The 14,154-nt window shown below is 35.6% G+C and carries 14 protein-coding genes; 12 read left to right on the plus strand and 2 right to left on the minus strand.

Features of this window, described 5'->3' with window-relative positions; translation table 11 throughout:
* From HH_RS08085 to HH_RS08105, 5 genes are all read left to right on the plus strand, one after another.
* Entirely contained in the window at positions 1 to 1,287 is a 1,287-nt protein-coding gene (locus HH_RS08085; RefSeq protein WP_226989488.1) for a sialidase family protein, read from the plus strand.
* Positions 1,284 to 1,958: a hypothetical protein gene (locus tag HH_RS08090; protein WP_011116512.1), complete on the plus strand. Its 675-nt coding sequence runs from the start codon at positions 1,284 to 1,286 to the stop codon at positions 1,956 to 1,958. Before HH_RS08085 ends, HH_RS08090 begins: the two co-directional genes overlap by 4 nt.
* A complete protein-coding gene (locus tag HH_RS08095; protein ID WP_226989489.1) occupies positions 1,939 to 4,002 on the plus strand; it encodes an LTA synthase family protein in 2,064 nt (687 codons plus the stop codon). The genes HH_RS08090 and HH_RS08095 overlap by 20 nt, the downstream gene beginning before the upstream one ends.
* A 3-nt stretch (positions 4,003 to 4,005) precedes the next feature.
* Positions 4,006 to 4,773 (plus strand): tRNA (5-methylaminomethyl-2-thiouridine)(34)-methyltransferase MnmD, encoded by a 768-nt coding sequence (locus HH_RS08100; RefSeq protein WP_011116514.1) that lies wholly within the window; start codon positions 4,006 to 4,008, stop codon positions 4,771 to 4,773.
* 203 nt (positions 4,774 to 4,976) lie between these two features.
* On the plus strand, positions 4,977 to 5,606 hold the full coding sequence (locus HH_RS08105; protein WP_011116516.1) for an outer membrane beta-barrel protein: 630 nt from the start codon (positions 4,977 to 4,979) through the stop codon (positions 5,604 to 5,606).
* A gap of 101 nt (positions 5,607 to 5,707) precedes the next feature.
* Here HH_RS08105 and HH_RS08110 read toward each other — a convergent pair whose 3' ends face one another.
* The gene (locus HH_RS08110) at positions 5,708 to 6,421 is read right to left on the minus strand and encodes a TerC family protein (RefSeq protein WP_041309147.1); all 714 of its coding nucleotides are present in this window, start codon (positions 6,419 to 6,421) and stop codon (positions 5,708 to 5,710) included.
* Entirely contained in the window at positions 6,421 to 7,389 is a 969-nt protein-coding gene (corA, locus tag HH_RS08115) for a magnesium/cobalt transporter CorA (RefSeq protein WP_011116518.1), read from the minus strand. The genes HH_RS08110 and corA overlap by 1 nt, the downstream gene beginning before the upstream one ends.
* A 144-nt stretch (positions 7,390 to 7,533) precedes the next feature.
* Here corA and pgsA point away from each other — a divergent pair, with 144 nt between their 5' ends.
* From pgsA to oadA, 7 genes are all read left to right on the plus strand, one after another.
* Entirely contained in the window at positions 7,534 to 8,079 is a 546-nt protein-coding gene (pgsA, locus tag HH_RS08120; RefSeq protein ID WP_011116519.1) for a CDP-diacylglycerol--glycerol-3-phosphate 3-phosphatidyltransferase, read from the plus strand.
* A complete protein-coding gene (rseP, locus tag HH_RS08125) occupies positions 8,076 to 9,131 on the plus strand; it encodes an RIP metalloprotease RseP (protein ID WP_011116520.1) in 1,056 nt (351 codons plus the stop codon). Before pgsA ends, rseP begins: the two co-directional genes overlap by 4 nt.
* A gap of 9 nt (positions 9,132 to 9,140) precedes the next feature.
* Positions 9,141 to 9,809: a YggS family pyridoxal phosphate-dependent enzyme gene (locus HH_RS08130; RefSeq protein WP_011116521.1), complete on the plus strand. Its 669-nt coding sequence runs from the start codon at positions 9,141 to 9,143 to the stop codon at positions 9,807 to 9,809.
* Positions 9,806 to 10,192 carry a hypothetical protein gene (locus HH_RS08135; protein WP_011116522.1) on the plus strand — a complete coding sequence of 129 codons (387 nt, stop codon included), beginning with the start codon at positions 9,806 to 9,808 and terminating at the stop codon, positions 10,190 to 10,192. The genes HH_RS08130 and HH_RS08135 overlap by 4 nt, the downstream gene beginning before the upstream one ends.
* 25 nt (positions 10,193 to 10,217) lie before the next feature.
* Entirely contained in the window at positions 10,218 to 11,528 is a 1,311-nt protein-coding gene (locus HH_RS08140; protein WP_011116523.1) for a DUF3298 and DUF4163 domain-containing protein, read from the plus strand.
* A 9-nt stretch (positions 11,529 to 11,537) separates the two neighbouring features.
* Positions 11,538 to 12,272, plus strand: coding sequence for a YaaA family protein (locus HH_RS08145; protein ID WP_011116524.1), 735 nt, complete (start codon positions 11,538 to 11,540; stop codon positions 12,270 to 12,272).
* A 75-nt stretch (positions 12,273 to 12,347) separates the two neighbouring features.
* A complete protein-coding gene (oadA, locus tag HH_RS08150) occupies positions 12,348 to 14,147 on the plus strand; it encodes a sodium-extruding oxaloacetate decarboxylase subunit alpha (protein WP_011116525.1) in 1,800 nt (599 codons plus the stop codon).
* Positions 14,148 to 14,154 lie beyond the last annotated feature (7 nt).

A 14,154-nucleotide genomic window follows, 5' to 3' on the forward strand; every position in this document is an offset into this window, starting at 1 on the left:
ATGCGAGATCTCTTTTACACATATTCGAAGCATAGCATATTTGTGTTTTTGCTTTGTTTGTGTGCTTGGTGGTGTCTTATTAATGATGAGACACCCAAGACCAAGCTTGATTTTTCGCAACAGAATTTAGTATTACCAGAGCAAAATCTTTTATCGCCCCCCCCCCCATTAAATACCCTCTCACAAGCTATTATTTATTTTGATATTCCTAATTCTCGAGCTTCTGCACACGCAAGCGCGATTGTCAATATCGCAAGTGTGAGCAATAAGGATTTTATGCTCTTATATTTTGCAGGAAGTAATGAAGGTGCGAGAGATGTAGGGATTTATCAGAGCTTTTTTACTTTTGATAAAGATATAAAGAAAAATAGAGTAGATACACAGATTGGGCACTGGAGCGAACCCCGACTTCTTTTAGACGCTCCTACACTTTCTGCTCTAAGTGGAAAATTTATTAAAAAACTAGGGAATCCTATTACTTTTGTGGATATGCAAGGGAGAGTGCATTTATTCGTTGTAGGAGTGAGTATGGGTGGTTGGTCGACAAGCAAAATTTATTGGCTTTTATTAGAATCTGCTTCTCAATTAGACAAAAATCTACAATCTTTGCGTTATATGCAAGAATTGCACATAAGCCCTTTGCTTAACTTTTCTCATCTTGTGCGCACACCTGCAATGTCCAAAAGTGATGGTGGATTTATCTTGCCTATTTACCACGAGCTTGCGCGCAAATATCCGCTTTTGCTAGAGTTTAGCCCTTCTTTACAACTTACTTCTATTACACGTCCTACACAGCTTCGCTCCCAACTACAACCAAGCTTTGTGCCACTTACAATGCACTCAAGTATAGGAATTTATCGCAATCACAAAGCTTATGAGCATACACTTTATGTAAGTGAGTGTAGCACAATATGTGCAGATTCAAAACCAAGCAATCTCAAAAATTATGATGCTTCTTCTGTGCTTTTTAATGCTTTAGATTCTTTATTTTTATTACACAATCAAGCAAGCTCTCTTACGGGAAACAAACGCGAGGAATTATGGATTTATAAATTACTTCAATCTAGTCTTAAAGATTCTCAAGTGATATTTGAACCTCTTTTGCAGCTTGACACATTGCTTGACAATGAAGTTTCTTATCCAAGTGTAGCTATTAATGAATCTTTCGTGCATATTGCTTATACTCACGGACGCACACATATTAAAACTGCACTTGTGCCAAAGTCTTTGCTTGTAAAATCTACCAAGCAAAATTCGCAACCACAACAAATAGAGGCAGAATTATGAGTATAGCTGTATGTATAGCGATTAATCTTACCATTTTTTGTGCATTAATATTTTGTTTGCAATGTTTAAGAAACAAGTTTATAGTAATTATTGCCATAGTGTGGCTTATATGTTTTAATGTGCCCATATATGGCTGGAGTGCGTGTGATTATGTATATGCACTTTTTGATGTGCCAAGTTTAATGCTATGCTTTTTAAGCCTTTGGTGGCTTATTCGTTTTTTACTTATGCGCATTGTTGTTCAAAGAACAGCAACTCCTTGCTGCACTATGAGAACAGATTCTTTATTGATACAAATGTCGCATTTTATGCAATCTCATCACTTTTTTCCACCGAGCATACAATATATATGGATTGGATTAGGGATATTAGTTTATTATGGGTTTTTAGGTTATGGTTTTATTGATATTTACCATTTAGAGTTTAAAATTCAACTTTATTTTCTTTGTATTTTGTCTCTTTTTTCTTATAGTCTGTGTGCTTTGGCAGGCTATGGGCTACTTTTGTCTATTCTAGGCTATGAGTTACAGATTCTAGGGCAGATGAGTATTATAAATTATTGTATTGACCCATTTTTGTGGATAGGTTGTATTATCGCTTTGATATGGCGAGTGATTCAGACATTAATAAGATTATATTTTGGAGGGAGAAATGGAAAGAAAGTGGTTTGAAAAGCTGCTTGTTAAGTCAATTACCTTTGCTTTATTTTTATTTGCTTTATTTTTTGCGATAAAACTTTGCTTTGTGCTTTATAGTGGAGTATATTATGATGCCATAGGGGAAGTAAAAAGTTTTAGCGAATACATAAACACTTTTATCAATGGACTGCGTTATGATTCTAGACATATAGCCACTTTAAGTATTGTATATTTTGCCATTGGTCTATTATTTTTTTGGAGCGAATTGCGTTGGGTTATTTTATGGATTTATGCGTTTATTGTGGTGATTGTGAGTTTATTTATAGGTATTGCAGAGATTGCATTTTATGAGATTTATAATGATGTTTTTAATGCAAATTTACTTGGATTTATTTTTGATGACCAAAAGGCAATTTTTCATACAGGTATAAGCGGACATTATAGCATTCTCAGTTTTATATTTATGTATAGCATTCTCAGTTTTTTATTTATGTATGCTTATAGCAAAATTTTTACCAAAATTACGCGTGAATATGGCTATGACCCATTAAGCTCTATTCGCTCTCGCTCTACAAGCAAAGAATCTTTAATTACTTCAGCTATTTTGTTTGTTATTTTTGCACTTTTAATGATGTTTTCTATTAATTCTTCGTTTAGCTTTAAGGGTGGGAATTTAGACCAAATTGCCAAGCCTGTAGAAAATACTTTTTTGCGTAAAGTTTCTACAGGCGCTTTTAGGAATCTTTACCTTGTTTATCGCGGTTATATGCGAATTTCAAATTCTCATTTTAGCGATTATACTTCCCAAACACCACTTGAAGTGGTGCAAGAGTATTTTGAGCTAGATTCTAAACAGACACATTATAACCTCAAAGATTTATTAGCAAAAAAAGTTACTTATAGCAGTAAAGAGAAAGTTAATTATATTTTTTATATTATAGCAGAAAGTTTGAGTGAATGGCATTTTGATAAAGAGTTTGATGAGATTGGTTTGACTTCAGGACTCAAATCTTTACTCAATGATGCACACGGAACAAAAATTGGTGTATTTTTGCAAAATGCAGATTCTACTATTAAAAGTATAGATGTGCAACTTACAGGATTGTTTCAGACAGAGATTCCCATAAATTCTATAATAGGGACATTACAGCCTTTTATCACTGCGCCGGGCGTAATTATGAAAGATTTAGGATATAAAACAAATTTTTATTATGGTGGCAGTGGTATTTGGCAAAGGCTTGACCAATATAGCGCATCACAAGGTTTTGAAAAGATATATTATAGCACTCATATTGTTGAAAATGCAAAACTTAATGGTTATGCCTCTCCTTATGAGGGCTTATGGGGAGCATATGACCACTATCTTTTTACCCTTATAAAAGATAATGTTTTTAAACACAGAAGCACACCAAGTTTTAATATGATACTCACCACTTCTAATCATTCACCTTATGATGTGCCTTTAGAGCAGTTTAATGTGCCCCTTGAAGATATACAGAAATTTCTTACAAATCATTCTGAATACAAAAAGAAAGATGCGCGATTTTTTGGGCATATTTGGTATCAAGATAAAGTGATAACGCGTTTTATTCAAGAGGTTTCACGTGTGCTTCCTGATTCGCTTTTTGTCATTACAGGAAATCATTATGATGGAGAATATCCAAATGCAAAGCCTTCTTTAAAAACGCAAAACACTATTCCATTGATTATTTATTCACCTACTCTTGAAATGAAAAAAAATACAAATATTGGCTCTCATATTGATATTACCCCAAGCATTGTAGAGCTTATCGCTCCTGAAAATTACACTTATTATAGTTTTGGCACTCCGCTTGTAAGCAATGATAGTGCAGCATTGGCTGGAGAAAATGATGCACTTGGTTATTTTTCTGTCGCCACAGATAGATTTATTTATAATAATGATGGGGAGCAAATAGAATATTTCCATAAAGCTATGGAACGACACAATGATAAGGAATTTGCTCAATCACTTTATAAGAGATTGCAACAAGCTACGGCTTTGAGTTGGTGGATTCTCAAAAATGGCTATGAAGTAAGGAATGATGAGGCACACTAGAGCGTGGAGCAAAAGGGCAAAAGTTGGATAAGACAGAGTAATGACGGAAGTTTGAGCGCATATAATGAAGTTTTTGATGAATGCTATCATAGCTTAAAAGATGGCGCATTAAGTGAGACACTCTATAAGCACATATACCCTTCTTTAGCGCATTTAGAATCTGTCTATGGAGGCTTACCAAGCGAAATTTATGCACTTGATATATGTTTTGGGTTAGGATACAACACTTTTGCACTTTTAAGCACACTTGTCCAAAAGGGTTATTGTGGTAAAGTGCATATCTATTCTCCCGAACAAGATAAAAATATATTTAACGCATTACACAAATGGGCATATCCTCCTTATATGAGCGAGTATATAGAAAATATTAATGAGATTATGTATTTTTTTGCCTCTGCGCAAGATAAAAAAATGATAATGCACAGCGGTATATTGGCTCAAAGTGTAACCTTTGAGCTTTATATTTATAAAGGTGATGCGATTGAAGCTTGCAAGCTTTTACCAAAGGATACATTTGATATTATCTATCAGGACGCCTTTAGTCCAAAGAAGAATCCAACTTTATGGAATACAGAGTATTTTTCACTCCTTGCTTCTCTTTTGCACCCACAAGGCATTATTACAACTTATTCCCAAAGCGCAAGTATTCGTCAAAATGCACTTAATGGTGGGCTTAAGGTATATAACTATGAGAGCGGTATGGTGCGCGGAGGAAGTGTAATGAGTAAGATAGTTCTTACGCTCAAAGGATTAAAACCATTACACCCTTAGAGCATTAATGAGATTTTTTATGCAATTTGGTAAGGTAGATATTTATCTTTGCACCTGCTTTAATTTATTGTTACATTTTTGCATATTAAAGTTTAAATACAACCTTATTTTTTTGCTTTTTAAGCAAAAATCGGGGGGGGGGGGGGGGGGGTAGAATTGACACGCATTATAAATGCAAAATCAATTCTTTAAAGGTGGTTTCAATGAAAACTAAAAAATTGTTAGTTAGCTCTGTCGTGGCTTTAGTGTTATCAAGTTCTGCGCTAGTAGGTGAAGAAAGTGGTGCATTTTTTGGTGTGGGTATAGGGCACGGCGCAGGGGAAAGAGAATATGTAGAAAATGGAGCAAAAGATAAAGCAGTAGGGGCTGGGGCAAGTTATGAAATTATTGCTGGTTATAAGCAATTTTTTACTTCTGATGTTGGATTGCGCTATTATGCAAACTTCACTTATGCAAATTTTAATGATGAGAATCCGGGCAAGACAACCTTAATGAATTATGGTGTGAATGTTGATGCTCTTTTTAATTTTATCACGAGTGAGAGTGCAAACTTTGGCGCATTTGTAGGTGTGGGCGTAGGCAGCAATACGATTGACAATAAGGATTTTAGCGATATACAAGCAGCTGGTATAAACCTTAAAAAAACAGGGCTTGATGTGAGTTTAAATCTTGGTTTGCGTAGTGTGGTAGATACTAAACATAGTTTAGAAGCCATAGTTAGAGTGCCTTTAGTTGCTATGACATTATTTGATGGAAATGTGGCAGGCACTCAAGTAAAACTTACAGCTTCTCGTAATTACAATATTGGAGTGCGCTATATTTATAGTTTTTAGACATCAAGAACTATAATCCTAAAATTTAAAACCTAAGGAGAAGTTCTATTTATCCTTAGGTAATTGTTATAAATGCTACATTCCTATGATACTTTTACTATTTATTTGCGTGATTTGATAAAGTAAATATTAATAATTTCCACGCTTAAAGAAAAGATAATAGCAAAATAAACATACTCTCTAGGTATATGGAAATGCAAACTATCAGCTACAAGTGTTATGCCTACCAAAATTAAGAATGCAAGCGCTAGAATCTTAATGCTTGGATTAGATTCTATAAAATGTGAAATACCCTTAGAAGCAAAAAGCATAACAAATACACTTACAACAATGGCAATAATCATTACAGATAAAATATCTACCATACCCACAGCAGTGATAACAGAATCAAGTGAAAATACAATATCAAGCACCATAATTTGGAGCAACACTAAGTTAAAATTTGTATATTTTGGGGCAGGAGTGTGCTCTTCTCGTGCTTGCGTCATTTCGTGAATCTCGCTTGTAGCTTTATAAATCAAGAATAATCCTCCCAAAAACAACACAATATCTCGCCCACTTACTGCTAAATCCAAAATGTAAAAAAGTGGTTTTGTAAGCTTTGTTACCCAAAAAAGTGAGATTAAAAGTGCAATGCGAGAGAGCATAGCAAGCATTAAGCCAAAAATACGAGCCTTATCGCGTTGAGATTCTTCAAGGCGTGAAATAATAATGGATAAAAAAATAAGATTATCAATGCCAAGCACGATTTCTAAAAATACAAGTGTAGCAAGTGCCACCCACGCATTAAAATCTCCTATCCAAGAAAAATCCATCAAATCCAACCTTTTTTCTTAAAATAAATGATAGGGAAAATTGTAGAGAGAATCATAATCACAAGTGCCACAGGGTAAGAGAAATCCCAATGTAATTCGGGCATATTATCAAAGTTCATACCATAAATTGTGCCAATAAGAGTTGGGGGCATCATTGCTACGGTTACAACCGTGAATAGTTTAATGGTTTTGTTTTGTTCAATATTAATTTGGTTTGTTAGAATCGTTTGAATATTGTCCAACGCGTGCATATTCACGGCTGTAAATTCAACAAGTGAATTTAAGTCTTTTAGAACAATGGTAATATTTTTTTTCACATCAGCATCTGCTTTGTCGCTTTTAAGCACAGCGGTGATGGCTCTTCTTTTATCAAAAAGAGAATCTCGCACGCTCATATTTAATTCTTGTAAAGACGAAAGTTCTTCTAGCATTTCATCATAGTTGATTACTTGAGAGTTAAATACTCTTTTACGCAATGCACGAGTGTTTTTTGCTGCACTCTCAAGTAAATCTGCATCTTTTTCTACGCGTATTTCAAAGATTTTGCCAATGAGGTCAAATCCATCTTCAAACACTTTTGGTGTAGCGAGAACAATTTGTTGAATCTCATCAAAGACACGAAACTCGCTGTATCGGATTGTAAAAAGGATATTTTTACGAAGTAAGAAAGTAATTGTTTCATTATGGAGTTCAGATTCTAAAGAACGCACGAGAAAGTAAGTATTTATCGTAATACTCCCGCTATCTTCCCAATATCTAGCTGATTGCTCAATCTCTTCTCTTTCTTCTTTGGTGGGCACTTCAAGATGATAAGTTTGTGAAATATAATTTACCTCATCGCTTGAGGGGCGAAACAAATCAATCCATAAAATCTTATCTTCTTCGTGGAAAACTTTAATTTGCTCATCACTTGAATACAAGCTCTCTCGCACAATAAGTCCTCCACGTCTTATAAAAATATTAATCATCTCCTGCCTCCTTATAATAAATATCGTGCGTGATTGTAGCAAAAACTAGTATAACTTTTGATACTTTTGTGTTAAGTTAAATAATCCATTGTAGAATCTACTTTAATTTTCAATTTATATAGGCATTATTTATAAGGAACAATAGTGAAGCATTTACCTAATTTTTTAAGTATTTCACGGATATTTTTAGCAGTTTTATTGCTTTTTGTGGCATTACATTATGATGCAGTATTTCCTGATTATATTGATAAGAGTTGGGTAAATTACCTCACTTGCTTTATTTTTTGTATAGCTTCGATCACAGATTTTTTTGATGGTTATATTGCGCGTGAATATTGTGTGCATTCACGATTCGGGGAAGTATTTGACCCATTAGCAGATAAAATGTTGATTCTATCTGCTTTTATCGCACTTTTGATTTTAGATAGGGCATCTCCTTGGGCGGTATTTTTGATTTTATCGCGAGAATTTTTTATTACTGGATTGCGCGTAATGGTGGCAGGAAGTGGGGCAAGTGTGGCAGCAAGTAGAAGTGGCAAATATAAAACAGGTGCACAAATTACTGCAATCGCATTTTTATTGGCAGATTTTTTCCCCGGCGGTGAGATATTACTATGGATTGCAGTAGCGCTTACTCTTTATTCTGGGGCGGACTATACTCTAAAATATGTTAAAAGTTTGAGCGTATGAGTATTTTTATTGCCCTTATCATCTTATCTTTTTTGGTATTTTTTCACGAATTAGGACATTTTTTTGTGGCTCGTCTATGCGGTGTGAGAGTAGAAGTATTTAGTATAGGCTTTGGCAAAAAAATTGCAAGTGTGCAAATAGGGCAAACACAATACGCTCTTTCGCTTATTCCCCTTGGTGGTTATGTCAAATTAAAAGGACAAGATGATAGTAATCCAAAAGCACGCAATTATGAGGTAGATTCATATCTTAGTAAATCCCCAATGCAACGTATAGCTATTTTGTTGGCAGGACCATTATTTAACCTACTCCTTGCTTTTTTTCTCTATATAGCGGTAGGTATAGGTGGAAAATTAAGTTTATTACCCGTGGTGGGAGAAGTCAAAGAAAACTACCCTGCCTACTTAGCTGGTATCAAAGCAGGGGATAGAATCTTAAGTATAAATGATGAAGAGATTAAAACTTGGGAGGAGTTAGATTCTATAATTCTTTCTTCAAGTGGAGAATTACTTATAAGCATTGAGCGAGATCCTTCACAAATTTTTAACTTTCATCTCACTCCGATAGAAAAAGAAGCAAAAAATATTTTTGGTGAAGACATTACTCGGCGTGTAATTGGTATAGCAAGTGCTAATGCTGTAGGTAAAGTGAGCTATCGTGGCTGGGAGAGCATAAGGTATGGTTTTGAGGAAACGCTTAAGGCAAGTACGCTTATTGCTCAAGGAATTGTAAAGCTTCTAAGTGGTGTTGTGCCAAGTAGTGAAGTGGGTGGTGTTGTGAGTATAGTGTCTGTAATAGGTTCAGCTTCCCAAGAGGGTTGGGTAATACTTTTTTGGCTTACTGCTCTTATTTCAGTGAATCTAGGGATTCTTAATCTCCTGCCAATCCCCGCACTAGATGGAGGACATATTATATTTAATTGTTATGAAATTATTATGAGGAAGCCACCGAGTGAAAATGTTGCGTATTATCTTACATTGTGTGGTTGGGCAATACTTTTGGCTTTAATGTTTTTAGGATTGTATAATGATATTTTCCGTTTATTGTCATAAGGAAAGAATATGTTAGCTTTAAATCTTGAACGCATTTTGCGTAGAATCGAAAGGGCTAGACTCGCTTATAGTCCTCATCAAATCATCTCACTTGTTGCCGTAAGCAAGTATCAAAGCACGGAGCAAATACGCGCTCTTTATGAATGCGGACAAAGGGCGTTTGGTGAGAATAAAGTGCAGGATTTACGCGCAAAAATTGAATCTTTAGATGATTTGCCTTTGGAGTGGCATTTTATTGGGAATTTGCAGGAAAATAAAATTAATACGCTTCTTTCTTTGAATCCTACACTTTTGCATAGCCTAGATTCTATAAAACTCGCCCTTGCTTTGCAAAAGCGATTAGGAGAGCAGAAGATTCGCGCACTGCTTCAAGTGAATGCTGCAAATGAAGAGAGTAAAAGCGGTGTGAGCGTAGAATCTGCTAAAGAAATATATGAGCACATTTGTGCTACTTGCCCAAATATCAAGCTTGAGGGCATAATGAGTATTGGCGCACATAGCGATGATAGAGCACTTATAGAACGTAGTTTTAGATTAACTCGTGATGTGTTTGATTCTCTTAAAGGAAGTGGTGCGAAGATTCTTTCTATGGGTATGAGCGGGGATTTTGAAATAGCGATTGCTTATGGGGCAAATCTTGTGCGGATTGGTTCAAAACTATTTGAGGAGGCAAAATGAGGGTTTTATTATTTATAAGTTTGTGTGTATGTGGTGTTTTCGCACAGAATCATCAACTTACACAAATTATGCAGGATATGGAATGGGCAATGGACAGAATGGAAAGAGGATTTTTGTATAATAGAAAAGAATTAATTAATGAGGGACTTAAAGATTTTAAGGCACTCAACAAGAAATTACTACACATTGACCCAAATACTTATCTTGGTCCGCAAAGGCGCAGAGACATAAATGTTGTAACAGGCGTTTTAAATAGAAATCAAGAGAACATTGAAGCAATGGAGCAATTTTTAAAACGTGATGAATTTATTGAAAGTGCTGGCGCATACGGACGGATTTTAAGAGGCTGTATGAGTTGTCATATTGTTTCGCGTGGTTGGTAGTTCTTTTAAGGCGAAGGAGGGTATTATGAGGTTTTCAAGTCTAATATATATTGTTTTGGGGATTTATTTAGGTTTTTGTTTAATAGGCTGTGGAGATTCTAAAGATTCTCAAAAGAAGCAATCTACTCAAGAACAAACGCAAGAGAGCAAGGCTCAAGGGCAAGATATTGCACGAGATTCTGCATCTGTGCGGGAGTTACTAGGACTGCAAGAAAATAGCACGGCTTTTTATGTGCTTAAAGGCAAGGTAGGCGATAAGGAGCAAGTAGGGTATTTATCTATATGGGAGGATAAAAAGCGTGATATAGATATAGAATCTAGCATAGAGAATATACAAAATGACCCTGAAAAAGGAAGAGTAGTTTATTTAAAGCAAAATAGCAAAGATTTTCCTTTAATGATTGCTATTGCTTTGCCAAATGTGTGGAATGAAGCAATGGGAGACAATGAACATTTTATGTCATCACTTGATGCTCAAAAGATTACTTTTAGTAAAGATGAAAAAGGATTTTTAAAGGTAAGTGGTGTATGGGAAAATGATAACCCTCGCGGCGATAGGCTATTTTGGCATCAAAAAAGTTATTTTAAAGGAGAGAAATTTAGCTTTATTCAAGATGATACATTACCTTTAAATGAGGTAACTTTCGCACAAGGACATTATGCACATTCCATTAAAAAAGCAGATAAGGAAGTTGTTTTATTTGAATCTACTTACAAAAAACCTATCATTTTGCCCTCATATAATCCCAAACTTGAATCTCATATCGTAGAAAAGCTTAACGCGCAACTTGCAGATGGGGCAAAAGATGTGTCGGAGCTACAAAAGCAGCTTCAATATCTAGCAAAGCAGGATTTTAAGGCATATAGCCAAGAAAAAGAGCAATTTAATGCAGAATATGCAAAAATGTATAGTGTAGAATTTATAGATTCACATATTGTATCATTACAGAAATTTTCTTATGTGTATGAGGGAGGAGCACACGGGGTTCATAGCACAACAATGGAAAGCTATTCTTTGCAAAATGGCGAAAGATTATCAAGCAAATTAGAGGATTTGTTTCTTTTAGATGAGAAAAATAAAAATACACTTTTGCAAATGCTTACTCAAAAACTAGAGACGCCAGAATATAAAGAGAAACTTTTTGAGCAGACTTTGCCGCTGAAAGAATTGCCACAGACTTTTTTTGCTACATCTCAAGGCATAAAATTTGTATGGCATATTTATGAGATTGCTCCTTATGTTTATGGAGAAATAGAATTTCATATTCCATATAATGACTTAAAATCTTTTGTCAATCCCTCCTCGCCTTATGCGTATTTGTTTGGATTAAAATAAAAAATGAGTATGAAAATCCTCTTTAGTCCAAGTGAAGGCAAAAATAAGCCTCAAAATACAACAAAGACTTCGCATAATGCATTATCTCACATACTAGATTCTCAAGCAGTGCGTGAGTATATAACATTTTTGCAAACTGCAAGCGAGAGTGAAATAGCTTCACTTTTTGGGAGCAAGATTCTTGATATGCGTGATTTTGCCCTTTCACAGAATCTACCTACTTCTCCAAGAGTAGAAGCTATTAAGCTTTATAGTGGTGTGGGGTATAAAGCACTTGATTTTGAAAGTTTAGATTTTAAAGCGCAAAGCTATGTGCGTGAAAATTTGTATATTTTTAGTAATCTTTTTGGTGCAGTGAGGGCAGATGAGCCTTTGCCATACTACAACCTTCATCAAGGCAAAGGTGTAGGAGCTTTTAGCTTAAAAAATCTCTATAAAGATTTAAAAGCTAAAATTGATAAGATTCTATGTGGAGAGAAAGTGCTAGATTTGCGCGCTGAAGCATATATAAAGGCTTATAAATGTGAATGTGCGAGGCAATACTACCAAATCGTATTTTTAAAAAATGGCAAGAAAGTAAGCCATTATGCGAAATTTTATCGTGGTATTTATGCTCGTGCTCTAGCACAAAAAGGAATCTCTCATCTTGATGAATTGGTGAGATTAAAAATTGAAAACTTACATCTTTGTGAGCAACAGCACGCACAAAATGCTACAATATTAACCTATGAGGTGCTCTCTTAGTCTGTATTTTGTCATTTATAATGCCAAATGCGATAGAATTTATAATAATAAACAATCCAAATAGAAGGTGAGGTTATGATAAAAATCACAGAAAATAGTTTGCGAGATGGACACCAGTCGCTTTTGGCTACTCGTATGCGCACGCAAGATTTGCTTGAGGCAGCAAAGATTTTTGATTCTATTGGCTTTCATAGCGTAGAAGTATGGGGTGGGGCAACTTATGATACTTGCTTACGCTATCTTAAAGAAGACCCTTTTGAACGTTTGAATGAGTTTAAAAAAGTTTTTGTAAAAACGCCATTGCAAATGCTTCTAAGAGGACAGAATCTTATAGGCTATCGGCATTATGCTGATGATGTGGTTGAGGAATTTGTAAGGCTTTCAAGTGAAGCAGGTATGGATATTTTTAGAATCTTTGATGCCTTTAATGATGCTCGTAATCTTAGAGTTTCTATTGAGAGCGTGAAAAAATATGGCAAACACGCACAAGGTGCAATTTGTTATACAACTTCTCCTGTGCATACAATTTCAAGCTTTGTAGATTATGCAAAAGAGCTTGTAGAAATGGGTTGTGATTCTATTGCAATTAAGGATATGGCGGGTTTGCTTACGCCATTTACAGCGTATGATTTGGTAAAAGCACTCAAAGAAGAGCTAGGTGTATATCTATGTTTACATACGCACTCAACCGCAGGGTTTGCATTTGGAGCACATTTGAAAGCAGTAGAGGCTGGAGTTGATGTGTTAGATTTAGCAAATTCAGCTTTAAGTGAAGGCACAAGCCACCCTTGCACACAATCTATGGTCGCTACACTTAGAGGGACAAAATGGGATACTAAGCTTGATATAGCCTCTATGGAGATAGCAGCAGAGATTTTGCGCAAAAACCGCCGTAAATATAAAAAATTTGAATCTCAATATAATCAAATTGATACGCGTGTGCTTGTCAATCAGATTCCAGGTGGTATGATTTCAAATATGGCAAATCAACTCAAAGAACAAAATGCTCTTGATAGAATGGAAGAAGTAATGCAGGAGATTCCAAATGTGCGGGCGGATTTTGGTTATGTGCCTTTGGTAACACCTTCAAGTCAGATTGTTGGCACTCAAGCAGTGCTTAATGTGCTTATGGGAGAGCGATATAAGACTATTACAACGGAAACGCGCAACGTAATTAAGGGGCTATATGGTCGCACACCAGCACCTTTAAATGAAATGTTAGTAAAAAAAGTTTTAAGCGAGGGTGAAGATATTGTTCGTGTGCGCCCTGCGGATTTACTCTCTCCTGAACTTAAAAAAGCAAAAGAAGAAAGTGCAGGATTTGCTAAGAGTGCGCAAGATGTTATATCTTATGCAATGTTTGGGACTATTGCGCAAACGTTTTTGCAAGAGCGCAATGCTAATGCGCTTAACCCCGAGCCTTTGGAATCATATGAAGAAAAATGTGATGATAAATTACCTAAAGAGTTTGAGATTGTTGTCAATGGAGAGCACTATGCGATTAAAATTGAGGGGAGTGGCGAAAAAACAGATGAGGTGCGTCCATTTTTTATACGTGTTGATGGGGAGCTTAAGGAGGTATTTGTTGAGAGTATTTCCACTCCTTTGGGGGGAAAGGTTATCAAGGAGCAAAAAGCAGGTGCTTTGCCTCAAGCAACTGCACCCGGCCACGCTAAATCTCCGATGCCCGGCACACTTACAAAACTTAAAGTGAAAGTAGGCGATAAAGTTAAACAAGGCGATACTCTAGCCATTGTAGAAGCTATGAAAATGGAGAATGAGGTGCTTTCTCCTATTGATGGTGTAGTTAAAGAAATTTATGCAACTCAAGGAGCGCAAATAGGGAGCGATGTGGCAATTATGCTTCTTGGATAACAATAAG

Source organism: Helicobacter hepaticus ATCC 51449 (assembly GCF_000007905.1).
GTDB classification, from domain to species: Bacteria; Campylobacterota; Campylobacteria; order Campylobacterales; family Helicobacteraceae; genus Helicobacter_C; species Helicobacter_C hepaticus.

What these genes read in the sequence shown, in the direction of transcription:
- HH_RS08085 (WP_226989488.1), top strand. Translation starts at nt 1, where the DNA reads ATGCGAGATCTCTTTTACACATATTCGAAGCATAGCATATTTGTGTTT.
- HH_RS08090 (WP_011116512.1), top strand. Translation starts at nt 1,284, where the DNA reads ATGAGTATAGCTGTATGTATAGCGATTAATCTTACCATTTTTTGTGCA.
- HH_RS08095 (WP_226989489.1), top strand. Translation starts at nt 1,939, where the DNA reads ATGGAAAGAAAGTGGTTTGAAAAGCTGCTTGTTAAGTCAATTACCTTT.
- HH_RS08105 (WP_011116516.1), top strand. Translation starts at nt 4,977, where the DNA reads ATGAAAACTAAAAAATTGTTAGTTAGCTCTGTCGTGGCTTTAGTGTTA.
- HH_RS08110 (WP_041309147.1), bottom strand. Translation starts at nt 6,421, where the DNA reads ATGGATTTTTCTTGGATAGGAGATTTTAATGCGTGGGTGGCACTTGCT.
- corA (WP_011116518.1), bottom strand. Translation starts at nt 7,389, where the DNA reads ATGATTAATATTTTTATAAGACGTGGAGGACTTATTGTGCGAGAGAGC.
- rseP (WP_011116520.1), top strand. Translation starts at nt 8,076, where the DNA reads ATGAGTATTTTTATTGCCCTTATCATCTTATCTTTTTTGGTATTTTTT.
- HH_RS08130 (WP_011116521.1), top strand. Translation starts at nt 9,141, where the DNA reads ATGTTAGCTTTAAATCTTGAACGCATTTTGCGTAGAATCGAAAGGGCT.
- HH_RS08135 (WP_011116522.1), top strand. Translation starts at nt 9,806, where the DNA reads ATGAGGGTTTTATTATTTATAAGTTTGTGTGTATGTGGTGTTTTCGCA.
- HH_RS08140 (WP_011116523.1), top strand. Translation starts at nt 10,218, where the DNA reads ATGAGGTTTTCAAGTCTAATATATATTGTTTTGGGGATTTATTTAGGT.
- HH_RS08145 (WP_011116524.1), top strand. Translation starts at nt 11,538, where the DNA reads ATGAAAATCCTCTTTAGTCCAAGTGAAGGCAAAAATAAGCCTCAAAAT.
- oadA (WP_011116525.1), top strand. Translation starts at nt 12,348, where the DNA reads ATGATAAAAATCACAGAAAATAGTTTGCGAGATGGACACCAGTCGCTT.